Origin of the sequence: Sporosarcina sp. FSL W7-1349 (genome assembly GCF_038003045.1) — a bacterium.
GTDB lineage: Bacteria > Bacillota > Bacilli > Bacillales_A > Planococcaceae > Sporosarcina.
The window spans coordinates 386832-413451 of record NZ_JBBOOK010000002.1; the positions used below are offsets into that span (position 1 = coordinate 386832).

General features: G+C 46.0%; 28 protein-coding genes. 15 read left to right on the forward strand and 13 right to left on the reverse strand.

Annotated features, from left to right (window positions below):
• Positions 1 to 264 precede the first annotated feature (264 nt).
• From MKY41_RS15800 to MKY41_RS15810, 3 genes are read left to right on the forward strand one after another with little or no spacing between them, the layout of a single operon-like run.
• Entirely contained in the window at positions 265 to 1509 is a 1245-nt protein-coding gene (locus tag MKY41_RS15800) for a 3-isopropylmalate dehydratase large subunit (protein ID WP_340746005.1), read from the forward strand.
• Entirely contained in the window at positions 1509 to 2018 is a 510-nt protein-coding gene (locus MKY41_RS15805; RefSeq protein ID WP_340746006.1) for a 3-isopropylmalate dehydratase small subunit, read from the forward strand. Before MKY41_RS15800 ends, MKY41_RS15805 begins: the two co-directional genes overlap by 1 nt.
• A gap of 27 nt (positions 2019 to 2045) precedes the next feature.
• Complete coding sequence (locus MKY41_RS15810; protein WP_340746007.1) at positions 2046 to 2510, forward strand: nucleoside deaminase; 465 nt, start codon at positions 2046 to 2048, stop codon at positions 2508 to 2510.
• Positions 2511 to 2565: 55 nt separating this feature from the next.
• Here MKY41_RS15810 and MKY41_RS15815 read toward each other — a convergent pair whose 3' ends face one another.
• Positions 2566 to 4209: an AMP-binding protein gene (locus MKY41_RS15815; RefSeq protein ID WP_340746008.1), complete on the reverse strand. Its 1644-nt coding sequence runs from the start codon at positions 4207 to 4209 to the stop codon at positions 2566 to 2568.
• 212 nt (positions 4210 to 4421) lie between these two features.
• On the opposite strand from MKY41_RS15815, the gene nfsA reads away from it, so the two are divergent.
• From nfsA to MKY41_RS15850, 7 genes are all read left to right on the forward strand, one after another.
• On the forward strand, positions 4422 to 5153 hold the full coding sequence (nfsA, locus tag MKY41_RS15820) for an oxygen-insensitive NADPH nitroreductase (RefSeq protein WP_340746009.1): 732 nt from the start codon (positions 4422 to 4424) through the stop codon (positions 5151 to 5153).
• A 97-nt stretch (positions 5154 to 5250) separates the two neighbouring features.
• Positions 5251 to 6438, forward strand: a complete 1188-nt coding sequence (locus MKY41_RS15825) for a class I SAM-dependent methyltransferase (RefSeq protein WP_340746010.1) — start codon at positions 5251 to 5253, stop codon at positions 6436 to 6438.
• A 121-nt stretch (positions 6439 to 6559) separates the two neighbouring features.
• Entirely contained in the window at positions 6560 to 7489 is a 930-nt protein-coding gene (cysK, locus tag MKY41_RS15830) for a cysteine synthase A (RefSeq protein ID WP_340746011.1), read from the forward strand.
• A gap of 74 nt (positions 7490 to 7563) precedes the next feature.
• Complete coding sequence (locus MKY41_RS15835; RefSeq protein WP_340746012.1) at positions 7564 to 8406, forward strand: ABC transporter ATP-binding protein; 843 nt, start codon at positions 7564 to 7566, stop codon at positions 8404 to 8406.
• Complete coding sequence (locus MKY41_RS15840; protein WP_340746013.1) at positions 8339 to 9091, forward strand: ABC transporter permease; 753 nt, start codon at positions 8339 to 8341, stop codon at positions 9089 to 9091. Before MKY41_RS15835 ends, MKY41_RS15840 begins: the two co-directional genes overlap by 68 nt.
• A gap of 24 nt (positions 9092 to 9115) precedes the next feature.
• Positions 9116 to 10111, forward strand: a complete 996-nt coding sequence (locus tag MKY41_RS15845; RefSeq protein ID WP_445683345.1) for an aliphatic sulfonate ABC transporter substrate-binding protein — start codon at positions 9116 to 9118, stop codon at positions 10109 to 10111.
• A gap of 122 nt (positions 10112 to 10233) precedes the next feature.
• The gene (locus MKY41_RS15850; protein ID WP_340746014.1) at positions 10234 to 11211 is read left to right on the forward strand and encodes an aliphatic sulfonate ABC transporter substrate-binding protein; all 978 of its coding nucleotides are present in this window, start codon (positions 10234 to 10236) and stop codon (positions 11209 to 11211) included.
• Positions 11212 to 11255: 44 nt separating this feature from the next.
• Here MKY41_RS15850 and MKY41_RS15855 read toward each other — a convergent pair whose 3' ends face one another.
• Complete coding sequence (locus tag MKY41_RS15855; protein ID WP_340746015.1) at positions 11256 to 11525, reverse strand: excalibur calcium-binding domain-containing protein; 270 nt, start codon at positions 11523 to 11525, stop codon at positions 11256 to 11258.
• Between the two features lie 127 nt (positions 11526 to 11652).
• Positions 11653 to 11985 carry a zinc ribbon domain-containing protein YjdM gene (locus MKY41_RS15860; protein ID WP_041071762.1) on the reverse strand — a complete coding sequence of 111 codons (333 nt, stop codon included), beginning with the start codon at positions 11983 to 11985 and terminating at the stop codon, positions 11653 to 11655.
• A 193-nt stretch (positions 11986 to 12178) separates the two neighbouring features.
• Between MKY41_RS15860 and MKY41_RS15865 the strand changes: the two genes are divergently transcribed.
• A complete protein-coding gene (locus tag MKY41_RS15865; protein WP_340746016.1) occupies positions 12179 to 12724 on the forward strand; it encodes a 2,4'-dihydroxyacetophenone dioxygenase family protein in 546 nt (181 codons plus the stop codon).
• Positions 12725 to 12844: 120 nt separating this feature from the next.
• On the opposite strand, the gene MKY41_RS15870 is transcribed toward MKY41_RS15865, so the two are convergent.
• Both MKY41_RS15870 and MKY41_RS15875 read right to left on the reverse strand, forming a co-directional pair.
• Complete coding sequence (locus tag MKY41_RS15870) at positions 12845 to 13645, reverse strand: SDR family NAD(P)-dependent oxidoreductase (RefSeq protein WP_340746017.1); 801 nt, start codon at positions 13643 to 13645, stop codon at positions 12845 to 12847.
• A 67-nt stretch (positions 13646 to 13712) separates the two neighbouring features.
• Positions 13713 to 16364: a BTAD domain-containing putative transcriptional regulator gene (locus MKY41_RS15875; protein ID WP_340746018.1), complete on the reverse strand. Its 2652-nt coding sequence runs from the start codon at positions 16362 to 16364 to the stop codon at positions 13713 to 13715.
• 172 nt (positions 16365 to 16536) lie between these two features.
• On the opposite strand from MKY41_RS15875, the gene MKY41_RS15880 reads away from it, so the two are divergent.
• A complete protein-coding gene (locus MKY41_RS15880) occupies positions 16537 to 17085 on the forward strand; it encodes a sigma-70 family RNA polymerase sigma factor (RefSeq protein ID WP_340746019.1) in 549 nt (182 codons plus the stop codon).
• Entirely contained in the window at positions 17060 to 18124 is a 1065-nt protein-coding gene (locus MKY41_RS15885) for a DUF4179 domain-containing protein (RefSeq protein ID WP_340746020.1), read from the forward strand. Before MKY41_RS15880 ends, MKY41_RS15885 begins: the two co-directional genes overlap by 26 nt.
• Positions 18125 to 18289: 165 nt before the next feature.
• On the opposite strand, the gene MKY41_RS15890 is transcribed toward MKY41_RS15885, so the two are convergent.
• The 5 genes from MKY41_RS15890 to MKY41_RS15910 form a co-directional block, all read right to left on the reverse strand.
• A complete protein-coding gene (locus MKY41_RS15890; protein ID WP_340746021.1) occupies positions 18290 to 18850 on the reverse strand; it encodes an integrase in 561 nt (186 codons plus the stop codon).
• A 349-nt stretch (positions 18851 to 19199) separates the two neighbouring features.
• Positions 19200 to 19505 (reverse strand): hypothetical protein, encoded by a 306-nt coding sequence (locus MKY41_RS15895; protein ID WP_340746022.1) that lies wholly within the window; start codon positions 19503 to 19505, stop codon positions 19200 to 19202.
• A 3-nt stretch (positions 19506 to 19508) separates the two neighbouring features.
• The gene (locus MKY41_RS15900; RefSeq protein ID WP_340746023.1) at positions 19509 to 20090 is read right to left on the reverse strand and encodes a hypothetical protein; all 582 of its coding nucleotides are present in this window, start codon (positions 20088 to 20090) and stop codon (positions 19509 to 19511) included.
• Positions 20087 to 20755 carry a Dph6-related ATP pyrophosphatase gene (locus MKY41_RS15905; RefSeq protein ID WP_340746024.1) on the reverse strand — a complete coding sequence of 223 codons (669 nt, stop codon included), beginning with the start codon at positions 20753 to 20755 and terminating at the stop codon, positions 20087 to 20089. The genes MKY41_RS15900 and MKY41_RS15905 overlap by 4 nt, the downstream gene beginning before the upstream one ends.
• Positions 20755 to 21744, reverse strand: a complete 990-nt coding sequence (locus MKY41_RS15910; RefSeq protein WP_340746025.1) for a GNAT family N-acetyltransferase — start codon at positions 21742 to 21744, stop codon at positions 20755 to 20757. The genes MKY41_RS15905 and MKY41_RS15910 overlap by 1 nt, the downstream gene beginning before the upstream one ends.
• A 163-nt stretch (positions 21745 to 21907) precedes the next feature.
• On the opposite strand from MKY41_RS15910, the gene MKY41_RS15915 reads away from it, so the two are divergent.
• Both MKY41_RS15915 and MKY41_RS15920 read left to right on the forward strand, forming a co-directional pair.
• Complete coding sequence (locus MKY41_RS15915; protein ID WP_340746026.1) at positions 21908 to 22405, forward strand: RNA polymerase sigma factor; 498 nt, start codon at positions 21908 to 21910, stop codon at positions 22403 to 22405.
• Entirely contained in the window at positions 22402 to 23286 is an 885-nt protein-coding gene (locus MKY41_RS15920; RefSeq protein WP_340746027.1) for a DUF3298 and DUF4163 domain-containing protein, read from the forward strand. Before MKY41_RS15915 ends, MKY41_RS15920 begins: the two co-directional genes overlap by 4 nt.
• Before the next feature lie 44 nt (positions 23287 to 23330).
• Here MKY41_RS15920 and MKY41_RS15925 read toward each other — a convergent pair whose 3' ends face one another.
• The 3 genes from MKY41_RS15925 to MKY41_RS15935 form a co-directional block, all read right to left on the reverse strand.
• On the reverse strand, positions 23331 to 23831 hold the full coding sequence (locus tag MKY41_RS15925; protein WP_340746028.1) for a PCYCGC motif-containing (lipo)protein: 501 nt from the start codon (positions 23829 to 23831) through the stop codon (positions 23331 to 23333).
• A gap of 92 nt (positions 23832 to 23923) precedes the next feature.
• Positions 23924 to 25306: a class II fumarate hydratase gene (gene fumC / locus MKY41_RS15930; RefSeq protein WP_340746029.1), complete on the reverse strand. Its 1383-nt coding sequence runs from the start codon at positions 25304 to 25306 to the stop codon at positions 23924 to 23926.
• Between the two features lie 89 nt (positions 25307 to 25395).
• The gene (locus MKY41_RS15935; RefSeq protein WP_340746030.1) at positions 25396 to 26607 is read right to left on the reverse strand and encodes a multidrug effflux MFS transporter; all 1212 of its coding nucleotides are present in this window, start codon (positions 26605 to 26607) and stop codon (positions 25396 to 25398) included.
• Positions 26608 to 26620 lie beyond the last annotated feature (13 nt).

Consider the following 26620-nt stretch of genomic DNA (forward strand, 5'->3'; position numbering starts at 1 on the left):
AACGCGTTTTGAATTTAGTTCTATTCTAACACTGTATTTTTCAATTAGTCAATAAATTATTCTAAATATTTTATTTATTATTTACTATAATACTCAGTATTTATCAGAAATTTTTCACTAGTCAGCTGTTTGTCATTGACTTTCAATACTAGTTTTCATACTATTAAGATACAACCTTCACGGAACGCGTTCCATAATACGGAACGAAATTCCCCTCATTATCTGTATCGTTCTGCTAATTTAAAAATAGAAAGGTGAATTCTCATGGGTCAAACCATCATAGAAAAAATCATCTCCAATCATTCCGACACAAAAGTTCATAGCGGTGAATTGACTATTGTAGATGTTGACTTTGTCATGGCTACTGATACCACTGCTCCTTTGACGATTAAGGCGTTTCAAAATATGGGAGGAACAAAAATTTGGGATTCCTCCAAAATGGCTTTGATTATTGACCACGCATCACCTGCGCCAAACCAGCAAATTGCCTCCCTGCATGATCTGATGCGTGAGTTTGCAGCTGAACAGAATATTAAGCTATACGATGTAGGGGAAGGAATTTGCCATCAGCTAATGATTGAAGACGGGCACGCCAAACCTGGGCAGCTTGTTTTGGGAGCCGATTCACATACATGTACATATGGAGCAATCGGGACTTTTGCAACAGGCGTCGGTTCTACGGACCTTGCGGGTGTCATGCTAACAGGCAGTACATGGGTGAAAGTTCCGACTACTATTAAAGTGTCGCTAAACGGAACATTGCAGCTCGGTGTGACGGCAAAAGATTTAATTTTGTACTTGGCAGGCCAGCTTGGTATTCAAGGAGCTACTTATGAGGCGATTGAATTTACGGGCAATGTCGTCGAGGAAATGACCTTGGACAGCCGAATGACATTGGCGAATATGGTAATTGAAATGGGAGCGAAAGCAGGCTTAGTGGACACGAGAGGTTTGCAGTTGCCTTATGAATACGAACAGATTGAGGCAGACCCTGACGCGGTCTATAGCCGTGTCATTGATATTGATGTTTCGAAAATCGGACCTCAGGTGGCTGTTCCCCACTCACCTGATAATGTGATGGATATTTCAGAAGTCGAGGAAGTGGAGATTCAGCAAGCATTTATTGGAAGCTGCACGAATGGCAGACTGGAAGACTTGCATGAAGCCGCGAATATTTTAAAAGGCAAAAAAGTGCATCCGAAGGTCCGCCTCATCATCGCGCCGGCTTCCCGGCAAGTCTTTCAAGATGCGCTCGCTGACGGAACGGTAGAGGTTTTATCTGCTGCCGGCGCTACCTTTTTGCCGTCGGGATGCGGACCTTGTGTCGGCACGCATCAAGGCATTCCCGGAAACGGGGAAAACGTGGCATCTTCGACAAACCGGAATTTCCAAGGACGGATGGGCAATCGAAACTCCAATGTATACCTTGGTTCTCCTGCGTTTGTAGCGGCCGCTGCGCTCAGAGGAAAAATTACAAATCCTCAAGCTATAAAAGGAGGAACATTGTAATGAAACTAATAGGAAGAGCACATGTATACGGCGACAACATTGACACCGACCGTATCATTCCAGGCAAATATACGAAAACATTGGATTTACAGCAACTGGCAAACCATGTTTTGGAAGATCTTGATCCAGAATTCCATAAAGTCGTGCAAAACGGTGATATTATTGTAGCGGGAGATAACTTCGGCTGCGGATCTTCAAGGGAGCAAGCTCCGCTCGCAATTAAAACGGCAGGCGTTTCGGCAGTCATCGCACACTCGTTTGCAAGAATATTTTTTAGGAATGCGATTAACATCGGTCTCCCTGTAATTGAGCTGAAAAATTATAACATCCAAAAGGGAGATGCGCTTGAAATCAATGTCACTTCCGGCACTGTACTCAATCAAGCAAATGGTGAGCAGTATGAGGGCACGAAAATGCCCGATGTCATGGTACAGATTCTGAACGAGGGTGGTCTTGTTAATTACTTGAAAAAGAACCAATCCTATAAGCTAGATGCAGGCAAATTATAATTTTTGCATGGGGAGAGGAGAGTAGAATTGTCGCATGAAAAGTGGCTTGAAGAAGCCGTACAGTTGGCCGTTCAAAGCGTAGAGGACGGAGGTGGTCCGTTCGCTGCCATTGTTGTAAAAAACGGAAAACGGATTGGAAGCGGAATGAATGTATCATTGATTCAGCATGATCCGACCGCCCATGCTGAACTTCTAGCGATTCGGGATGCAGCTGGTTTGATCGGCTCCGTTGATTTGTCGGGAGCCATTTTGTATGCGAGCGGGGAACCTTGTGTAATGTGTACAGCGGCAGCGTATTGGGCCCATATTAAAGAAATCTATTATGCGTGCAGCCGCAATAAGGCTGTTCAAATTGTCGACCTCCGAAATCCGATGCAGCATTTTTTTGCGGACTTGGAGAAAGAGCCGGAACGACGTTCAGTTCCATTCGTCCACCAGCCGACCAATAATGCAGCTTCCCCATTTAAGAAATGGGCTGAAGCTCATAAATAATAAAAAAGAAGCGCCTCCATTGCTTGCATGCAGTGGAGGCACTTTCTTTTGTAAGTTATGACTGATGCTGTGTCACTTTCTCCTCGGACATTTCACGAAGTTTGAACTTTTGAATTTTCCCGGAAGCGGTCATCGGGAATTCGTTGGTGAATTCAATATATCTCGGAATTTTGTGGTAGGAAATATTCCCTTTACAAAACTCGCGGACGGATTCCTCGTTAATATCTGCGCCTTCTTTCGGAATGATCCAAGCCATCATCTCTTCCCCATACTTCGGATCTGGTACACCGACGATTTGGACATCCAAAATGCCTGGATGCTTATAGAGAAACTCTTCCACTTCGCGAGGATATATGTTTTCTCCCCCTCGGATAATCATATCTTTAAGTCGTCCGGTAATATCGATATAACCGTCCTCGTCCATGATTGCGATATCTCCCGTATGAAGCCATCCTTCCGAATCAATCGCTTGGCGAGTCGCTTCTTCATTATTGTAATACCCTTTCATGACATGATAGCCGCGTGTGCACAGTTCGCCTGGTTGTCCGACGGGCACTTCTTCTCCTGTTTCCGGATCGATGATTTTCACTTCTACAAGAGGATGCGGTCGGCCGACAGTGGACACTCGCTTTTCGATGGGATCATCTGTCCTCGTTTGAGTGAAGACCGGGGATGATTCGGTCTGGCCATAACAGATTGTAATTTCATGAGCTCCCATCTCGTCTATGACTCTCTTCATCACTTCGATCGGACAAGTGGAACCCGCCATGATGCCGGTCCGCAATGACGACGTGTCGAAGTTTTTGAATTCCGGATGATTAAGTTCTGCGATGAACATCGTCGGAACCCCGAGAAGAGCCGTACATTTCTCGTCCTGCACCGCGTGAAGCACACGCAACGCTTCAAACTGCTCCACCAAAACCATGGTTGACGCATGAGTAACGGCTGAAAGCGTTCCCAAAACGCATCCGAAGCAGTGGAAGAACGGTACTGGGATGCAGACCCGATCCTTTTCTGTCAATTTCTGAAAGTCCCCAATCAATTTTCCGTTATTCACCACGTTATTATGTGTCAGCATGACACCTTTCGGAAAACCGGTCGTTCCGGACGTATACTGGATGTTAATGACGTCATCGGGATCAAGGGACTTGAATTGCTCTTCCAACTGTTCATCCGTCACACTCTCCCCATGTGCTAGGAATTCGGACCACTTGTACATCCCTTTTTCTTCTTTTTCCGTCATTAGGATGACCCGCTTGAAATGCGGAAGTTTTTCACATGAAATATCCCCGCCTTGCGCATCCACCAACTCCGGGCAAACCTTTTGAATGATATCTATATAACTAGTACCTTTAAATCCTTCATCTAAAATAAGCGTTGTCGAATCGGATTGTTTTAGCAAATATTCCAGTTCAGCAGCTTGATAATTCGTATTTACTGTGACAAGGACTGCCCCCATTTTCCCTGTCGCATATTGACTTAAGAGCCATTGTCTTTTATTATCCGACCAAATGGCGACATGCTCCCCTTTTTGAATGCCCATTCCCATAAATGCTTTTGCTAATTGATCCGTCTCTTCGTCGAACTCCTTATATGTCTTTCGGATGCCGTGTTCCGGATAGACATAGGCTTCGTTCTCAGGAAAACGTGATGCCTGCTCTCTTACAATCTCCCCAACCGTTTTGCTCAGTAATGCCATTTTGCAAATCCCCTTCCCCTGAAAATTCATACTCTACGGCCTATTTTATCATAAAATTCAGAACAACGTACAGTAGATTTTTATTTTTTTGGAGAAAAAGCCCAGTTTTTTTACAAAAATCTCTCTTATCCCTGTCGAGATGCTTTCCAATAGAGCCTCCTCTCAAAAATCTGGTACGCTGAAGCTATGTTGGCAATACAAAGGAGGATTTTATGGTTATCGAATTATTGACATCCCACGCGTCCGTCCGCAAATACAAGGATGTCCAGTTGTCAAAAGAAGAGGTTCGCGAATTGATCCGTGCCGGACAGCATGCAGCAAGCTCCCACTTTGTTCAAGCCTATTCCGTCATCCATGTGACAGATGAAGAAAAACGCAGGAAATTGGCAGAGCTCACCAAAAATCCAAAACAGTTTTCGACAGCCGGAGCAGCACTCGTTTTTTGTGCCGATTATTGTCGCCTAGAAAAAGCAGCAGCATTAGCCGGCAAGGAAATTGATTATTCCTATGCGGAGAACATGCTGGTCGGTGCCACTGACGTCGCCTTATTTGCGCAGAATGTCGTCGTTGCTGCGGAGTCCAAGGGATACGGCATCTGCTATATCGGCGGAGTCCGCAATGCACCACAGGAAATAAGCGACCTGCTCGGATTGCCGGATGGCGTCGCCCCCATGTTCGCCGTGACGATTGGCGTTCCGGACGAAGCGAATGAAGTGAAACCACGCTTGCCAGTCGAAGCAATCATTCACGAAGATACGTATGACGCCGAAAAATACGACGAACTCCTAACCGCCTACGATGAGACGATGAATGCGTATTATCAAAACCGCGGCTCCAATCAGAAAGACGTCAAATGGTCCAATCAGATGGCGGATTTCTTATCCAGCCCGCGACGGACCTATATGAAGGAATTTCTCGCGAAACGAGGATTTAAGTTCAATTAAGTCATTATTTGTGGCCAGCCCAAGCGCTGGCTTTTTTCATCCCAAAATTGGGGTCTTTTTGATATGCTGTAAGGGACAATAGGAAGGAGCGATGGTCATGCAATTTGAAGAATTAGTGAACGAACTGGCACGGCGGATGACCGATGGTTCTTTCATCAGCGGGACAATCAGTCAATCTCGCACAAAATCGGATGAAGTGAAGCGAGTCAAGGTGAAGCCGATCGAATTGAAAGGCGAATTGCATATACAGTTTGAATATCAATATGAGCGTGTCCTGCAACACGAAAACATCCATTCAGGTGATGTCCGCGGGAAGCTAAAAGACCTGTTGGAACGGTTCAAACAAGTACATGCCGAGTTCCTCGACGAAAAAATCCATGTCCAACTTTCGAAAAAATTCAAAGTCATGTGGAAATCCGATCAAATGCACTCCAAAAAAGTCGTCGATCTATCCCATAATCGAAAAAAGCAATATTTGCTCGATGAAACAACACCGTACCCTTTCCTCATCCGACTAGGCGTCCAATCCCCCGACGGGAAAGTGAAAAAGCAGAAGTACGACAAATTCAGGCAGATCAATCGATTCATCGAGTTTATCGACGATTCACTCGCCCACTTGCCGAAAGACCGGACAATCCGCATTTTGGACTTCGGCTCCGGGAAGTCCTATTTAACGTTTGCCCTCTACCATTACTTGCGGATTGAAAAAGGATTGGATATTTATGTGACCGGTCTTGACTTAAAAAAAGAAGTCATTGAAGAATGCCAGCAAATCGCAAAAGACTTGGAATACGACAAATTGGAATTCCTTGTCGGGGATATTAATGAATATGATAAAGAAAATGCCGTCGACATGGTCGTCACCCTTCACGCTTGCGATGTCGCGACCGATATGGCGCTCGCCCGGGCGGTCCGCTGGGGAGCCAGCGTCATCTTGAGTGTGCCGTGCTGCCAACATGAGCTGTTCAGCCAAATCCAATCGCCCGAGCTTCAAGTCATGTTGAAACATGGACTGATCAAGGAGCGCTTCTCTGCCCTTGCCACTGATTCAATCCGTGCGGAACTGCTCACTCTCGTCGGATATGAAACCCAGTTGCTGGAATTCATTGATATGGAGCATACGCCAAAGAATATCTTGATCCGCGCATACCAAACAGGCAAACAGGCATCACTGGAAGCTGTCCAGACATACGAAGCCTTTCGGGACATGCTCGGGGCCAAACCTTTTTTGGAAAAGGAGCTTTTACAAAGCCGCCACCTATCCCTTAACGAGCAGAAAAAATGAAAGCTTGCTAGTTTATTCTTAATCCCATATAATTTAGTATATATTATCGGAATTGTATCTGTTATAATCAATCCATCGCGATTACACTAAGACGTAATTGATCAGGAAAGGATGAGTCGTTTTGCGCGTTGTGAACAACATAGCGGACCTAATCGGGGACACGCCGCTTGTGAAGTTGAATCGGCTGCCAGATCCAAGCGGTGCGCAAGTGTATGTGAAACTTGAATATTTCAATCCCAGTCGGAGCGTCAAAGACCGGGCTGCCTATAATATGATTGTCGAAGCGGAGAAGGCGGGTTTATTGGAACCGGGGGCTACGATCATCGAGCCGACATCCGGGAATACGGGGATCGGTCTAGCGATGAGCGCCGCAGCCCGCGGATACAAAACGATCATTGTCATGCCGGATTCCTCTACAATGGAACGCATCAATATATTGAAAGCGTACGGGGCGGAAGTCGTGCTGACACCAAGCGACCAAAAAATGCCCGGAGCCATTCAAAAAGCGGAGGAGATTGCGGCGAAAACGCCCAATAGCCATATTCCAATGCAGTTTGAAAATGAAGCCAATTCGGACATTCATCGGACAACAACCGCGCCGGAAATCATCTCTGCCATGGAATCCATAGGCCGGAAACTTTCCGCATTCGTCGGTACAGCAGGAACGGGCGGGACTATTACCGGTACAGGTGAAACATTGAAGGAATATGATAAGAACATTACAGTTCATGTTGTGGAACCCGCGGGATCCCCTGTCCTTTCTGGCGGGAAACCCGGAAAACATAAATTGGTCGGCACTAGCCCAGGATTCATCCCTCCGATTTTGAATACATCAGTCTATGATGAAATCTTGAAAATCGAAGATGAGGATGCCTATGAAACTGTACGAAACTTGGCCGCTCGCGAAGGAATTTTGCTTGGACCAAGCGGCGGGGCTTCTGTTTATGCAGCTTTACAAGTGGCAAAACGACTGACGCCGGAAGAGACGATTGTCTGCATAGCGCCCGATACTGGTGAACGTTATTTATCCAGTGATTTATTCACTTCTTGATAGGAAAGTACAAACACAGTACTTCCTTCAGTTTAATCCCGACTAAATAGATTAGAAAAGTTTGAGGTGAGGAAATGTATTTGACGATTGATAGTATCGAAAAAAGTTTTACGAATGAAAATAAAGAACGAGTCAAAGTGCTCGACCATATCAACATGGATATTGAAAAAGGGAGCTTCGTCTCGATCGTCGGCCCGTCAGGATGCGGGAAGTCGACACTCCTTTATATGATTGCAGGTTTGGAAAAACCGGATGGAGGCAGTATTCGCATCTCCGGAAAGCAAGTGGAGAAACCCGGGCCGGATCGTGTCGTTGTTTTCCAGGAGGCCGGCCTGTTCCCCTGGTTGACTGTTTTGGACAATGTCACCTATGGTTTATTGCTAAAAAAGATGCCGAAACAAGAGGCGGAAGCCAAGGCGATTGATATTTTAAAAATGGTCCATCTCAGCAAATATATCCATTCTTATCCGCATCAGCTCTCAGGGGGAATGAAACAGCGGGTCTCCATCGCTCGTGCGTTGGTCATGGAACCCGATATCCTCCTAATGGATGAACCCTTCTCCGCGTTGGATGAACAAACGAGAATGGTGCTGCATAAAGAACTTATTGAAATCTGGAAAAAGACGAAAGTGACAATCTTTTTCGTCACTCATAACATCCGTGAAGCAGTTCTCCTTTCCGAAAAAGTCGTCGTATTTGCCACGCGCCCCGGGAAGATCAAAGAAATTATCACTGTTCCCACTTCGACGGATGGCGTGTTGGCAGATAGTGTGACGCTTCATACCGAACAAAGGGTGCTGTCTATTTTAGAAGAAGAAATCGAGAAAGTGTTGAAGGAGGAGATGGGCGATGACTACAGCTTTAAGACGAATCATCTTCATCGCAATGATAGCGGCGATATGGGAAGTCACATCTAGATTTTCGGGACTGCCGGATTTCATGTTCCCCCGTTTGACACAGGTCCTTGAAACATTGGTCAACGGTCTCGTCAACGGGCAGATATTGGCGGCCATCGGAAAAAGTATGAGTCGGTTGCTCATCGGTTTTGCCATTGCCATTGTGTTAGGTTTGATCATGGGCTATCTGATCTGGCGGTTTAAATTGGTGGAAGATACACTCGGCTTCCTAGTCACCGCCTTGCAATCCATTCCGAGCATCGTCTGGTTCCCTCTGGCGATTATCTGGTTTGGTTTGAATGACTTCTCCATTTTATTTATCGTCACGATTGGCGCCACGTGGACAATGACCGTTAGCGCTACGAGCGGATTCCGGAATGTTCCGACGCTTTACCAGCGGGTCGCCAAGACATTCGGTTCGACCGGTCTGCATTTCATTCGCACTGTTATTTTACCGGCGTCCGTTCCCCAATTATTGTCCGGATTACGTATTGCCTGGGCATTTTCATGGCGGGCGTTAATGGCGGGGGAACTTCTCGGTTCCGGCGGTGGTCTTGGCCAGCTGCTTGAAACCGGTAGATCGCTTGGACAAATGGATCTAGTCATTTCTGTCATGATCATCATTGCAATCATCGGAACAATTATGGATAACGTTGTATTCCTACGCTTAGAACGTTCGGTTCAGAAAAAATGGGGTCTTGCTTGACCCACAGAAAAGAGGAAAATGATAATGAAAAAGACATGGATATTCGCACTTATTTCTGTTTTGGTGCTAGGCGTCTTAAGCGCCTGCTCGGGAGGCGGGGAGGACTCCTCCTCTTCGTCTAATTCCAGCACTGTGAAAATCGGGTATTTCCCGAACTTGACGCATATCGCTACAATTGTAGGACTGGAACAAGGCTATTTCCAAGAAGAATTTGGCGACGATGTGAAAATTGAAACGAAAACGGTCAGCAATGGCGGTCTCTTCATGGAAGCAATGACGACAAAATCCATTGATGTCGGTACAGTTGGACCGGGCCCACTGCTTAACTTTTACGTAAAAAATCCGACATTCCGCCTGATTTCCGGAGCAGTCAACGGAGGCGCGGTGCTCGTTGCCAGTGAAGGCGGTGGCGTATCCGAACTGGCTGATCTGGACGGTAAAAAAGTAGCAATTCCTGTCATCGGCAGTACGCAAGATGTCATGCTTCGAAAAGCATTGAAAGAAGTAAACTTGGAAACAACGAATAATGGTGGAACAGTAGAATTATTCGCTGCGGCTCCAGCAGATACAGCTACTCTATTTGTTCAAAACTCCGTCGACGCCGCAGCCACTCAGGAGCCTTGGGGCAATATTCTCGAATCTCAAGCGAATGGCAAACTGATTCTGGACTGGGACGAATTTGCTTGGGGTAAAGACTCCACAAATACGGTTGTCGCGGCTAGTGATGAATTTCTAAAAAATAAAGAACTGGCGTCAGCCTACTTGAAAGCTCATCAAAAAGCAGTCGAATTCATCCAGCAGAACCCGGAAGAAGCACAAGACTTAGTCATCAAACATATTAAAGACCTGACAGGCAAGGAAATTAATAAAGAAGAAACAGCCGCCGCGTTCCAGCGACTGGAGGTCACGACTGATGTCAACGAACAAGTCATTCAGGAAATGGCCGATATTAGCAAAGAAGCTGGTTATATTGATAGCGATGATATCGATGGATTGATCGATCTTTCATTACTTCCATAATATAACGAATCATACTCCCCCACGTAGCCCACGGTAAGAACGGGATTACAGGCACGTGGTTTTTTTCTTATAATCACATTTCTGAAAAATTCGAACAGTGAAGATGACGGGAGAAATTTGAAATGAGAAAAATAAAACTGGTTCTATTTATTCTACTAATCGGCGTAATTGGTGCATGCTCCAATGAATCCAAAGCAAGCGGAAATTCCGCTGTGAAAATCGGATACTTTCCAAACTTGACACATATCCCCACCATAATAGGACTGGAGAAGGGCTATTTTCAAGAAGCTTTCGGCGATGAAATAACGATTGAAACGAAAACGGTCAGCTTTGGAGGGCTATTCATGGAAGCAATGGCTACGAAATCCATTGATATTGGAACAGTCGGTCCTAGCCCCGTCCTTAACTTTTACGTCAAAACCCCTGCATACCATATACTCTCCGGCGCGGTTAATGGAGGTGCCGTCCTTGTAGCAAGAGAAGATAGCGGTATTACATCGTTTAGTGATCTGGACGGAAAAAAAGTTGCTATTCCCGGAATTGGGGGCACCCAAGACATCATGATTCGAAAAGCGCTCAAAGATGCAAATTTAGGAACTACAACAAATGGCGGTACTGTTGAATTGTTTGCAACCTCTCCCGCTGAAACCACTACATTGTTTGTCCAAAAATCTGTGGATGCCGCCGCTTCTCCTGAACCATGGGGCAATATTTTGGAATCACAAGTAAACGGAAAACTAATTCTTGATTGGGACGAATTCGCTTGGGGCAAAGACTCTACGAACACGGTAGTAGCAGCCAGCGAGGAATTTCTGAAAAATAAAGAACTGGCGGCAGCCTACTTGCAAGCTCATAAAAAAGCAATTGAATTCATCCAGCAAAACCCAGAAGAAGCGCAAGACTTGTTCATCAAACATATTAAAAGTCTCACAGGTAAAGAAATCAATAAAGAAGAAACAGCCGCCGCGTTCCAACGTCTGGAAGTCACGACAGATATCAACGAACAGGTCATTCAGGAAATGGCGGATATTAGCAAAGAAGCTGGCTATATTGATAGCAATGAAATTAAAGGTTTGATCGATTTGTCGTTAGGAAAATGATAAAAGCACATGGCGGAAGACTTTTGCCTTCCGTCACGTGCTTTTTATCTTTCACAAGCGATAAAGTCTTTATCCCGATCGCTCTTTGCATTGGCATTGTATAGTGCTTCAGATACAAATGGCTTGTATTTTGTTTTGCCGCCTTTATTTTTCACGGAAGCGGATTTTGCCACGCCACCTGGATACACTTTATTCAATTCTTTGCAGTTCGCGAACTTTACTATTTTCGGTCCTGCAGCTTCCACTTCAGTTACGCTGAAAGAAAAACTAAGCGCAATGGCAAGTGTCAATAGTAATGCTGCTACTTTTTTCATATCATCACCCTCCAATTGAATCTTAATCTGATTCATCTTAAGTTTCAAGAGATAATTTGGATGATTTTGGATGAAATATATTTGAAGGGGTTGTTTGTAAAACGGGAGAACCCTTCTTGAAAGGAATTTATATTTTTTTCACAAATTCCGATTTCAATTGCATGGCGCCAAACCCGTCGATTTTACAATCGATGTCATGATCGCCATCCACGAGTTTTATATTTTTCACTTTCGTCCCCATTTTAACGGGATTTGAGCTGCCTTTCACTTTCAAATCCTTAATGACCGTCACGGTATCCCCGTCGCTGAGGATATTCCCATTCGCATCACGCCAGACTTTCTCCTCTTCGACCGTTTCCTCTTGTGGGTTCCATTCATGTGCACATTCCGGGCAGACTAACATATTCCCGTCCTCGTACGTATATTCTGAATTACATTTTGGGCAATTTGGTAGTTCCATGTTCCATTTCCTCCTCTTAATTACTTCCGATGGCAAGCAAGCTCTCCGCTTCTATACTGGCATAGTCTACCGTTATTGACAAGTCGGCCCCATTTTTTCCGGGCTGTAGAAGGCCAGTAAGCTTACAGTAAGACAGGCATTCTACAATGAAATTGTTAACAATTGTTAACCAATTAAAAGGAGGGAATAGTACATGTCTGAATTAACAAACAGTGCAAAACAATTTTCACCCATCTTTTGGATGAAAAATCCTGGCCTCACGCCAAAAACGAATGAGAACCGCCGTGATTTTATTAATCCCGATTGGATTGAATGGACCGATTGGTTGATGCCTGGAACTCATTTTAAGCTTTTATATTGTGATCTTGTCTCTGGCAACTTCACTTTGTTATTAAAAGTTGACCCGAATACAAAAGCGTCAGTCCATTGGCATCTCCAAAACTCGGAAGCCTATATCATAGAAGGGACCTTCTTCTATGATCAAGAAGGCGATGACCGCGGACATCCTGGATATTACACTTGCGAACCCGCTGGACATGTCCACGAACCGTTCACTTCTCCTGAAGGATGCACGATGCTTGCGGTTTCCCATGGTCCGATTGGCGGTTACGATGATGACGGAAATCTTGCCGTTATGGCTGATGCCCGACTCCACTATTATATGGCGAAAGAAAACAATGCACTCCAACACACGACTGTTGTTGATTACACCTTTGGGACGACCGAATTGCAAGATTGAATATCATTGTACCAGGCTGTTCAGAAAGTGCTTTCCTGCTTTCTGAACGGCCTTTTAATTGATTCAAAAACACTCCTCGTATCGCTCTTTAGAGTTATACGAGGAGTGTTTTTGCTATTTTTATTCGTTCGCCGTCGCGGCTGCCATATCGATCATGACCTTGTCCATTTCATTGACAAGCCTAAAGCCACCATCCACGATAATCGAAATACCCGTTAGGAAACCGCTATCGGGTGACGCCAGAAATGCCGCGGCTGTCGCTACGTCGTCCGGTGAGCCCACTGTCCCGGTCGGTGTCGATGTTGCAAATCTTTCTTCGGCCACTTCTAGAAGGCCACCCGTCAACGCGGATCGGATAATACCTGGTTTTAATGCGTTTACCGTAATCCCAAATGGTCCCAATTCTTTTGCGCTACTTTCTGTTAAACCGAGCAACGCATATTTAGCAGTTGCATAGTGAGCAAAATATTGAAGCGCCGTTTCGGAAGCCAAGGAGGACATATTAATAATCCTTCCGTACTTCTGTTTTTTCATTTGAGATGCGGCTGCACGTAAACAATAAAACGATCCATTTACGTGAATGTCTAGCATCGTGTTCCATTCGCTATCACTCATTTGCTCGATTGGCGCTGGATTTCCGGGTATTCCCGCATTGTTAACGAGAATTTCCAAGGATCCATTCTGTGCTACGATGTGGTCAATTACGTTCGTCACATTTTCTACCGAGCGCACATCCAGCGGAAGAAACTCCGCTTTCCCACCCTCTTGCACAATTTCTTGAGCCGCAGCCTGTCCCGTTTTTTCATTAATATCCGTAATCCAAACAAATGCACCTTCGTCCCCCAGTTTTTTGGCAATCGATTTTCCGATACCACTGGCTGCTCCTGTCACTAGTGCGGTCTGACCTGTAAACTTTTTCATACAATTCTCCCCTTCCAATGTTGTAATTGAACCGCTTTCATTGTCGGTGAAGAATCTTACTGTGACCTTACCTAGAGTAGATTTTATTGAATTCCGGACGGATATTTATACCCAATTCCTTATTGAATAAACCGACCGCCCATTCTACTGCCTTCTGCGCCTTTCCACTTTTCCCGGTCTTATGAAGAAGCAAAGCATAATCCAAATGCACTTCTTCTTCCAATGGCTCTAGCTTTAAAATTAACTCTAATATCTCAATCGCATCATCGTATTTACCATCCTGCCTACATTGATCAGTCCATTTCTGAAGGGCACGTATATACCTTTCCCGGAAAGACAATCGGCTTTCAAAGAGCCATTCCTCATGGGGATATTCGCTTAATAAATCACCCTGATACAATGTAACCGCCATTCGCAGTAAGTCAGAACTATATGGTTGCTCCATTACTCTTTTTAAACATTCCGTATCCATTTCTACCTCTTCAAAATGGAAAATATAATGCGAACCGTCGTATGTGATATATTTCGACATTCTCCCACTCTTAAGGTCCGGCTCCAAATGCTTTCGTAAGACAGACAGCGCAACATATAATTGGTTTGACGCTGCATCTTCCTCTTCTTCAGGAAACAAAGCACCTATCAATTCATTTTTCGACCACCTTCTTCCTGGATTGGTCGCTAATAATAGCAAAAGATGCAAGCTTGCCCGCCGTCTAACCTGAATTTTGTCATCGCCCAATCGAATCGACAAAGGACCTAGCAGATTCATATGCAGCTTTGGTTTATTTATGTTAGGTGATCCTTCGAGTAACCATGTATATTCCAATTCCGATGCGGTTTGATACATCATTTCTTGCAGGCGGTCCGCCTCCCCGATGTACCCTTGGTCCCTTAACATCCAAATCTGTTTTTGTTGGATTATGCAAAGATGATGGCGGAGCTCCTTAAAGAAATCAGCAGCCTCTTCTATACTTTGTTTTGCTTCATTGAATTGTTCATTAGCATGAAAACATAAAGCCAATTCTCCGAGAGCCCAGCCTTTATCCACTTTCACCCCAATACGATCAGCTTGAGCAATCGCTTGATTGGCCCAATGGAGTGCCTCATCATTTTGGCCACTCTTACGGTAATATTTACTCATTGTACATAATGGATAGACGATTGATGTTTCGTCAATTTCCTGTGACACATTTATCGCTTGTTCCGTAAATCTTCGGGCTTTCCGCAAGTCACCTGCTTCAATTAGCAGCTCGGCCATCGTCCAAAGGGAATGCATCTGTGAGTGCTTAAACCCTTTTAATTCGGACATTACTAAAGCTTGGCGACAAAGAACTAACGCCGTTTCCATATTGTTCATGAAACGGTGCGTTTGAGCGAGCATGCTCATATTGAGTGCAGTCAGAGATTCGATTCCATTCAACTCCGAGTAGTGAAGACTTTTCTCGTAATACGTAACCGCTTGCTTTAATTCGCCTTGATAAAATGTAATATTCGCCAAACGATGAAAAAAGTCTGCACAAACAGAGGCATCTTCTTCCTCATATCGTTCTGCAATTGATTGCAACGGTTTCCTCAATTGGCTTGCCAATTCAACAGGAATACAGCGAAACAAAAATAAGCTCATACTTGATAATTCAATAGACGGAGAAAGCTGTTCCAGCCACCCATCCAGCAAGCGAAGGAATTCAATCGGTTCATATCGATCTATTATTTCCACAAAAATATCCGTAATGAATTCCTCATCTCGGGCGACGAAAGCTTGTGACAGCGCTTCGAAAAACTGATATTGTTCCTTATATAAATAGGCAATTTTCAAGTGGTCTGATTGCATCCTCAGAGTGCCCCACTTTTTCTCGGCAAGTTTATAAAAATATTTCCGGAATAGAGGATGCAACTGAAGGGCATCCCCTTGCTTTGTTGATAACAATAACTGAGTGCGTTCCATTTCTTTTATATAGTCATAAATTGGGCTTTCGGGTAAATAGCTTTGCAAGAAAGACGCTTGCAAGGTACGGAATAACGATATCCGCATGAGAAATAATCGAAATTCCTCCGGTAAGTTACCACTAACTTCAGCAGTTATGTAATGATACAGATCAGATGTCGAGTCTTCGATTGTAAAGGATGAATCATTCACTCTACTTTCATTAAATAAAGTAAATCCGGCTGGCCATCCTTCTAAATCAGCATGTAATTTTCCAATTTCATAGCTGCTAAGTTGCAATTTATAAACATGTCCCAGTACTTCTTCCGCTTCTTCAACTGTATACGCCAACTCGTTTTTATATATCGTTGAAGCGAGCCGTTGGACTTTCCAACGGCTCACGGGGAGTTCATCGGGAAGTTTTCGACCAGATAAAACAATTGAATTTGCAGGAGGCAACTGTTCAATCCAAGCAATAAATTTTTCCGTTTCTTTCGCATTGAACAACAGATTTTCCGACTGATCTACAACAATCCAGGAAGCCTGCTCTATGGAACCGACCGGTATAAGCTGTTGAAACGAAGCAAAATCGTATACCGGTTCAGATAACTTCACCCAGCAGACCTGTTGGGGATATTCCCGAAAAAAAGAGACCAGCAAAGACGTTTTTCCGTACCCGGCTCCCGCCGTAAGGAGAAAAATGTGTTTCGAAGAGCGCGATGATAGCAATGAAAATAATCGATTCCGTGGCATAAGCTGATCGCCGTGCAATACGTTCGTTGCTACTTGAGACATGACTCTCTCCCCCTAAAAACTAATTGTTCTAACCGTATTTTTAATGTTAGCAATAGATAGATAAAAGTGCAACGCAGCGAAACAAACGTCTTGATGTTAATTTCCATTAAATATTGAATCGTTTCACCCCCCTAATTGCTCTAATAAGTAAGCGGGAAAGGAGGAGGGTCGGTTGACCACGAAGTTGAAGTTGGTGGCGCGGGCAAAGAAAGGCGATACAGAGGCTTTTCAGGCGCTCATTCATGAAGAAAAAGAGAAGTTGTACAAGATGGCATATGTGTATATGAAAAACGAGGAAGAAGCGCTGGAAATATTCCAAGACACCATTTATAAAGCGTTGAAGTCGATCGCTTCATTAAAGCAGGATGCGTATTTCTCGACTTGGATTACCCGAATTTTAATTAACACAGCGATTGCATCCTTGAGAACAAAGCAAAAAGTGGTTCCATTGAGCCCGGAGATGTTGGAGAGCTTGGGAGAGTCAAGTTCACCGGAATCGGAAGACCAGATGGATCTTTTGCAGGCGATGGATGAAATCGAAGAGAAGTATAAAACCGTGCTGCTCTTGCGATATTACCAGGATTATACGGTCGGTCAGATTGCGACGTTTCTCGGCTGCCCCGAAGGCACCGTGAAAACGAATATCCGGCGGGGATTAACGATCTTGCGGACAAAATTGAAAGGGGTGTATTTGGATGACAGACAACATTCCAGCATTTAAAAAGGAGATTGACGACATTCCGGTGCCTGTCGATAAATTGGATGCGATCATCGCAACGACGGTTGCAGAACATGCGCCGAAGCGGAAGAAATCATTTTGGAGAAAGACGGTGTATTCAGCCGGCGCAGCCGCAGTTGCGTTTGGGTTGCTGGTCGGATCTGCCTCTGTTTCACCGGCCATGGCCAACATCGTATCGCAGATTCCACTGATCGGATCCATTTTCAGTGAGTCGGGGGACGCCGGCTTGGTGCAGGTGAGTGATCTCGGCATGACCCAGATTGTCGATGCCTCCAAGACGGTGAAAGGCGACACACTTACGATCAATGAAGTCTTTTACGATGAAACGCGGTTGACCGTCAGTTATTCATTGGAAACGAAAGAACCAATGGACGAGTTTTATTTTACAAGAGGGTTTCCTGATATATTTGTAAACGGCAGGAGCCCGAGCAGTTATGGCGGCAGTTTGGAGGAAAAGGACATCACACCGACTTATCGGACTGGCTTGGTTAGCATCGATGCCATGACAGATTTGCCCGATGAATTCACCTTAGGATTGAAGTTCGAAAGCGAGGAAGGGCACCGATGGAAGTTTAAAATTCCGGTCAAGGCCCAATCGAATGTGAATGTGTTGGCTATTGACGAGATACAGCAAGCCGGAGATATCAGTTTGTCCATCACTGAATTGAAAAGCAGTCCAGCGGGCTTGCTCATCCGGTTTGATGCGGAAGCGGATGAGGATTTCTTCCTAATGAGCAACATTGATTTCAAAGTCGTCGACGATACGGGTCATGAACTTGGTTCCCACTCCGGCGGAAGCCAAGGCACGGTAAAAGACGGAAGGGAATTCTTTACCGGGAATCGGCTATTTGATCCAATCGAAGATGACGTGAAGAAGTTGACGATTACGCCAGTGGTCGAACACGCGTCTGGAGGCGGCGGAGTCTCTATTGAAGAGGACGGCACCGAGACGCAATTGGAGTTCGAACCGTATTCCGGTGAACCGATCGAATTTGAGAGCTTCACTGTGGAATTTCCATAAATTGGTGAGCGGATAGTGTATTGATTGTAAACGGAAGCGGGATAGTTGCGTTCAACCATCGTTTGCTTGCACTGCGCTCAAGTTCCTTGCGCCCAACCACCATTAGCTTACAATAAAGACTTTAAGAACAAAAAACTGTCCACCCATTCGAGGTTGGACAGTTTTTTATCCAGCAACCGGGACGCTTGCTGCTTCCACTAATCGTTGATATGAATGCAAATCCCGTTCATAGTAAGCTTTGTATGTCGAAAGGCTATGCGCTTTCACATTATAGAAATCGTTCCAGTCCGCTATGCCATATAGGCGGTTCATCCTTTCGGCGTTATCCCAAGCCGTTTCTTCAAAGGTGATGTTCATCTCATGCTCTTCGATCAGCATGGCAAATGTATCGGGATTTCGACGCTGTTCCGCGGCAGAATAGTTTTTTTTCATCTTGAAAATTTCAACCGTTCTATCGAATGAGGCCAGCAATGCCTCACGGTCTACCGCATGGCCGAGTTCATGCATCGTCAGTGTGCGGACATAGGTTTCCAGCGAAACCGGTTGTTTCATTTCCCGTCGCGCTTTTTGCAATCGCTCCAAGTCATAGCCGACCATGTCCTGTATGAAGTCATACGTCATGTTGACTCCAGTCTGTTGACGTTTCATGACAGTATCCATATGGACGGCATCCGCTGTGGAACGAATCCATTGCTTAATGCGCTTCATCATTATTCTTTTTTTCATTCACATTTCCCTTACTCTCTTATCTATATTTTACACATGGCAGGTTTGCAATTCATAAAGACGGGAATATAACAGGGTAAATGGTATAAATACGTTCTTTTCTATTTATTATTATGCAAGAAAAATAGATTGAATTCAAGGGAGATAAACTATATTAGGATAAAAAAACTGTCCTTTATGTCAAATTCATGGACAGTTGTTTTACTTATTCCAGAGGTTTCACAAAATCCTCCACATGCTGCTTCACTTGTTTTTTCTCTTCCTCTGTCAATTCCAAAATAGTCGTTTGTTTAAATTCAGACGGCAGCAAAATAGTCGCTGGTTCGTTTAGTTCCCTCTCTTCTCTTTCTCAGCCAACTTGATTGTGAAACTTTTTATATTCATCTGAAGAAGAGAAAACAACGGTTTTTATATAGTTGCCATCCACATCATAATGATCCTCGATTGCCGATACTTCCATCTTTGTTTTATCCCGCCAATCTTTTGTATAGGTGATGCTATTAGAATTTACATAACCTGACGGGATGAATTTGATCACGGAGCCTGTAGACTCGGTCATCGTTTCGAAGCTGGATACCTCGATATGTTCGAATACTTCGGGCTTGCTGCAAGCACTGAGCAGGAGAAAAAAACATAAAAGACCGAATTTCTTCATACATTAATCCTCCCGCAGCTCGGCTTTCAATAAAACAGCACGATCATACGCTTTCAGTGCTGCCAATTCTTCCTCATCGATTGCATTTCCGAAACCGCGAATGCTCAAATCTTCGGAAGTGATCCAATACGCAAGATAAACGGGCTCCCCCATCTGCAAAACCACTTTTTCATCAATCAAAGCCCCATGGGAAGATGCTCCCTTCAACGGGGCCAACTGTAACCCGATCAATCCACCCGAAGAACTGAAGATCAATTCATCGTTCTGGTCTCCCCAGCCCTGCCGGATACCAAAACTGATATTCCGATCTGCCAAGAAGTCCTCGTTAAACACCCCTGGTTCATTTTCCGAAACCAATTTTCCCTTTTCATGTACTTCAAGCGTGATTCCTAGAGTTTGCCCTTCCGGCAGATCTCCGTTAATCACAAAATACTCCATATCGGCACCACCTGAATTTTTCACGAGAATCTGTTCCTTCTCCGTCAGACTCCTCGTCGAGATGGATAATTCCTTCGCTGACGAACAAGCCGCTAGAAGAAAGACGCATAGCGCCACGCCGAGCGCCAATTTCCATTTCACTTTCAACGGGCCCCCTCCTGCAATCCGGCTTTGACAAAGACATAGTGGTCCCGCTCGTATGGACTAGAAAGCTTGATCGGCACCCGCTTATTGAAAATGGGGCCGTCGACGACGACGGTATGAAATTCGCCGGATTCTCCACAAGAATCGATACTGAGCGCTTCGAGTTCATCCATCAACTCGATCGTGAACCGGCGGCCGACAAAACGGGCTGGCATCATTTTCGTATTGACCACGACAAGATACGCTTCAAATCCCGCCTCGATGAATTCTTCCAAAATTTTTCGCCGGGACTCCTTCCAAAGCGGATGGACCGCCTCCAATCCCGCTTTGGCACAGGAATTGCGCACCCATTCCAGGTGGTCCTCCAGATCGATATCGCCAAAAACACCAATATCGATCCCTGCTTCTTTGCATTCCCGCATCGCGTCCAAAAACTGTTCCTCATACCCATTCCAATCCGCCCCACGAGTCATCAAAGGGACGCCAAGGCTTTCGGCTTGCGCTTCCACTAATTCAATCGGGAGAGCATGGGATTTTGAAATCTCCTCGCCTATTTCAAACATCGTCCATAACCTCACCGGGCGTGCACCGGATTGCACGGCCCGGTAATAAGCCATGGCAGAGTCTTTGCCTCCACTCCAGGAAGCGACAAATGTTTTATTTTCCATCATTGGCTCCCGTGCGCCCAGGCGATCCGGGAATCCACAGTTCGTACCATCCGGATCATGTACGATTGGAAACCTAATTTTGGCCAATAGTAGGAGGACAAGTGATTCGGCGTGTGCCAATCCACTAAAATGTATTCATAGCCGAGATTTCGCATCTCCCGGAAGCAATGATCCGCAATGGCTTTCCCGATTCCCTTGCCACGCAGTTCCATATTAGTGGAGGCGGAGACGAGATATGCGGCATTTTCTGAAGCGACCATCGTGTTCGCCTCTTGCGGCTTGTAGACATGGAAAGCCGCGGGGATGTCATTTTGCTCCGCAATCCAGAGTTGGATTCCTCGATTCCCAGCCAGCTCTTCATAGTTTTTCCGCTCTTCTTCTAGGTTCTCTTTTGTAATCGGCTTCCAGGCCGGGGCTGTTGCCTGATGCAAACTATTCCAGTGAGCCATCTTTTGCAGGATAGCAGGATCGTCCTCAATTTTCCGGAATTCCACTGTTGTGGTTCCATTCCCTTTTGGTTCATAGTCCTCCAACGGCAGTACAGCATACCGCTGGTCGAAACGGAATGACTGCTCCAGCCATTCCAGGATGATGGCGTCATTTCCGACCGGTACGTAAAGAACATGCTCGAAATATCCATTGCGCACCCATTCCGCCCCCGCTTCCGCGTATAGAAGACGGACGAGCTGCGGATGCTCCCCGTTCTTGACAGCAAGTGACGGATAACCGATCGACACATATCTTCCCCTTGCCGCGTCTTGCTTGAATTCATACAGCATATACCCGATCACTTCATCGTGTCGGAGCGCCACCACTCCTGCAGCATACGGCCGGGCTGTTTCTTCAATCAACAACTCAGCCGCGGCGATGGGGCTTTCAAAGCGGTCGGGCAGAAACGGAAAGCGTTTACGTTCCAAGGCATGCCGTTCCGCCAGCAATTCCGCCATTTGTGGTATGTACGTTTCATCAAATTGAACAAACCGGATCATCGTCATCCCCCCGTTCTTCATTACTGAAATTGTACCATAATTTCCAGCAACCCGTTTTAATTTTCTGAATGAAAGAACCTGACAACTTTTTCACATACTGCTCCGTCAAATCATTTAGAACGTTTCGCGAAGCGTTGGATCATAGAAAAGGTGATTGATTGTCATGACAAGGAATACAAATTTCGAGCTCGTCGAGCAGTTTATTCTAGAAAATAAAGCGTCCCATTACCGGCTTGCCTATGGCTACGTCCGCAACAAAGAAAATGCACTCGATATCGTGCAGGAAGCTATCTTAAAAGCGCTACAATCCGTCGATCGTCTAGAAGAGATCCGATATTTGAAAACGTGGTTTTACCGGATTCTCGTCAACACCGCCATTGATTTTATTCGCAAAAATAAGCGGATGACGGTGATGGAGGACGATGTGTTAGGCATTCATCTGCCAACGACAGAAATGGAATGGGCCGATTTGGATTTACAGCAAGCGATCGATGAATTGCCGCCCGTTTATAAAACCATCATTCTTTTGCGTTTTTTCGAGGATTTGAAAATCGAAGAAATTGCAGACATTACAGGGGACAATGTCAATACAGTGAAAACAAGGCTCTATGCAGCATTAAAGAAGCTACGCTTGACAGTCGGAGAGGAGTTCAACGTATGAAAAAGCTAAAACCACTAAAACAAGACTATGAGAACATCGAAATCCCTACAGAACTGGAGGAGGTTGTCCAATCGGCCATCCGGCAAGCGAAACAAAAGCATCAGCCAAAGAAAAGGAGACGTGCGCCGCAGTGGGTAATCGGTGCCGCCGCAGCCGCCGCCCTATTTGTCGGCAGCATCAACGTCAGTCCCACCTTCGCCCAAACGATGGCCAACGTGCCGTTCCTCGGGTCAATTGTGGAAGTAATCACCGTGCAGCAAATTAAAGTGGACCAAGGAACCTACCAAGCGGATCTGAACACCCCGGCACTGGAAGGATTGAACAATCCCGAGCTGCAAACTGCCCTGAACGAGAAATATATAGCGGAAAACAAAGCGCTCTATGAACAATTCGAAAAAGACGTTGCCGACATGGAACAATGGGCGGGCGGCGGACATCTTGGTGTAGACTCGGGATATGAAGTGCTGACGGAAACCGACCAACTGTTGTCGATCGCCCGTTACGAAGTGAATATCGTCGGTTCCTCGTCCACCGTCATGAAATATGATACGGTCGATAAGGAGAATGGACTGTTGATCACGTTGCCGAGTCTCTTCAAAGATGAAAGTTATGTGGCGATCATCAGCGCCTATATTCTGTATGAAATGAAAGACCAAATGGCCAAGGATGACATGAAAGCATACTTTCTGCCAGATGACGAATTTATAGAAGGGTTCGAACAAATCCGGCCCGATCAGCCATTCTACATTACCGCACAAAACAAGCTGGTCGTCTCGTTCGATAAATATGAAGTCGCCCCAGGTTACATGGGTGTTGTGACATTCGAGATTCCGACAGACGTCATTAAAGATGTACTTGTGAGCGATTTGTATATAAAATAAGGAAAATGAAAAAAGCAGACGCCCGACTGGGTGTCTGCTTTTTTTCATGCTGGCATCGGCGTATCGGTTGGCTTAGCGTAGCCTTCCTGATATGTTTCGTCAATGAATTCACGGATCTCTTTCAATGATTTACCTTCCTGGTCCAGTTGCACGGATTTCACCGCAATTTCCAGACAGACGAGGCATCGTGTACCATGATCATCCCACACGACGGATCCGTCTTCCCGTATTTCATCGACAAAACAATTCAAATTGCTGCCATGGCCCGCACTTTCGCCGCATCCGCAATAGCAGGGCATCCATTCCAGAATATCCGCCGACTTCCCGGCCAGCTGGTAAACAAGCCGCATATCTTCCGGCTTGTCATCCAAAAATGCTGGTAAGTCATCCGCTGACGCAGTCACTTCCTGCAAATCGCCGTTTGGCAAGTGATGCTGCTCGCCATGCGCCAGTTCATGGGCTTCCCCGCTTGTTCCCGATTCGGAGCCACAAGCCCCCAATAGGAGCATGAATGAAAACAATACTAGGATTGCTGATTTCTTCAACGTGCTGTCCACTCCTTCATCTACACCATTTCCCCCATTTTACCTGAATTCCTGGCATTGAGGGGTTACAGATTTGTGGACAAGCTCTTTTCTTACTTCCCAATCATTTTCGACGGAACGACATATTCGTCAAACTGCTCTTCAGTCAATAATCCGGTCGCAAGTGCCGCTTCTTTCAAAGTCGTCCCTTCCGCATGCGCCTTCTTGGCAATCTTCGCGGCGTTTTCATATCCGATGTACGGGTTCAACGCCGTTACAAGCATGAGGGAGTTTTTCACTTTATTGTCGATTTCCTCACGGTTCGGCTCGATTCCGACTGCACAATTGTCATTGAAGCTGATCATTGCGTCACTCAACAAAGTGACCGTCTGAAGGAAGTTATAAATAATAACCGGTTTAAAGACGTTCAATTCGAAGTTCCCTTGGCTTGCCGCAAATCCGATTGTCGCGTCATTCCCCATCACTTGAGAGACGACCATCGTCAATGCCTCACTCTGGGTCGGGTTCACTTTTCCGGGCATGATGGAGCTACCGGGTTCATTTTCTGGAATTGTAATTTCCCCGATGCCCGAGCGCGGACCGCTTGCCAGCCAGCGAACGTCGTTGGCGATTTTCATCAGATCCGCCGCCAATGCTTTTAATGCGCCATGCGTGTAGACGACTTCATCGTAGCTAGTGAGCGCATGGAATTTATTCTCCGCTGATGAAAAGGCGATGCCAACCGATTTCGAGATTTCCTCCGCGACTTGATCGCCGAATCCTTTCGGTGCATTCAAGCCGGTGCCGACCGCTGTTCCGCCGATGGCCAGCTCTTTCATCGATTCGACGCTGGTCCGGATCATCGACTCGGTTTTCTCGAGCATGCGATGCCAGCCGCTGATTTCCTGGCCTAGTGTCAAAGGCGTCGCATCTTGCAAATGCGTACGGCCGATTTTAATGATATCCATGAAAGCTTCGGATTTTTCCCCGAGTGTCGCTTTCAATTTGTCGAGTGCCGGCAATAGCTGCTTCTCGACCGCTGTAACGCCCGCAACATGCAGCGCCGTCGGGAACGTGTCGTTCGAGCTTTGCGATTTATTGACGTCATCGTTTGGATGAAGACGCTCCGTTTCGCCCCATTCCTCGAGTAATTGATTGCCTCGATTGGCAAGGACTTCGTTCATATTCATATTGGATTGGGTACCGCTTCCAGTCTGCCAGACGACTAACGGGAAATGATCGTCCCATTTTCCTTCCAGTACTTCATCCGCCGCCGCGGAAATAGCTTTCATCTTCGCTTCAGAGAGATTGCCATGTGCATGGCTGGCGATGGCCGCAGCTTTTTTCAAGTGTGCAAATGCACGTACGACACCGATCGGCATCCGTTCTCCGCCTATTTTGAAGTTCTGCTTGCTCCGCTGCGTCTGGGCGCCCCACAGTTTGTCTGACGGAACCTTGATTTCACCGAATGTGTCATGTTCAATACGATAGTCCATTTATTAGCACCTCTTAAAAAGTTTTTTACCACTACTATCTATCATGCACCTATTGGGCGGAGAAATAAAATGATAAGCCCTTGACTAACCTAGCTTCGGCTTCTTCCCAATGTTACATAAATAAACAAAGCTGAGAAACTGCACACTATGATGACGATTGCCATAGGGAGGGCGGTTTGGTCACCGGCGATTCCGACAAGTGGCGAAACGATGGCCCCCCCGATAAAAGGAAGCAGCCCAAGAAACGCCGAGGCACTCCCCGCAACTTTCCCTTGACTCTCCATGGCAAGCGAGAATGCGGTTGCTGATACCATTCCGACACTGGATACCACTAGGAATAATGCCGTTACGATGACAGGCAATGGCAAGCCAAGCAAAATGCCGAGCAAGAGCAGAACACTGCCGGCGAGGGAGATACATAACCCAGCAAGGAGTAATTTACTCTCCCGTACGGTACTCGACAGCCGCCCCGCCGTCTGGGAAGCGATGATGATGCCGAGGCCATTTAGTGCAAAAAGCAAAGAAAACTGCTGCGGCGTAATCTGATAGATGTTCTGCAATACGAAGGGCGAACCTGCAATATAAGCGAACATGCTCGACATGACGAGAGACTGAGTCAGGGCGATACCCATGAACGTCCGATTGCTGAGCAAACTTTTAAACGTTTTGAAAACGGCGAGGATGCTGCCTTCCGAACGTTTTTCCTCCGGCAAGGTTTCCGGCAGAAAGAACAGGACGGAAAAGAACATGAGCAAGCCGTACAAGCCTAAAATGATAAAAATGGTTGGCCACGAAGAAAATTGCAATACCGCTCCTCCGGCGATCGGAGCCAAAATCGGGGCTACCCCCATAACAAGCGCCAAAAGCGCCATGAATTTAGTCAAATCTTTCCCCGAATACAAATCACGAGCCGCCGCCCGTGCAATGACGATTCCCGCTGCCCCTGTCAGCCCTTGGATGAAACGCAATACGATAAAGACGATAATATTCGGACTGAAGGCAGAGAGCACAGATACGATGGCATATGTAATAAGCGTTGAAATGAGCGGTTTACGCCTTCCCCGGATATCACTGAGCGGTCCGAAAATCAGCTGCCCGGCTGCGAGGCCCAGCAAGCAGGCCGTCAAACTGAGCTGGACGAGCGAAGTGGTAGCCGTCAAATCCTTGGCCACCGTCGGCAAGGCCGGCAAATACATATCCATTGACAGCGGGCCGAATGCCGTCAATGAACCAAGCAGGATGACAATCCAGCCTTTTGCGAGCGATCTGGAACCTTCCAGATTCGTTTCTATTTGTCTCATGCACCATCCCACT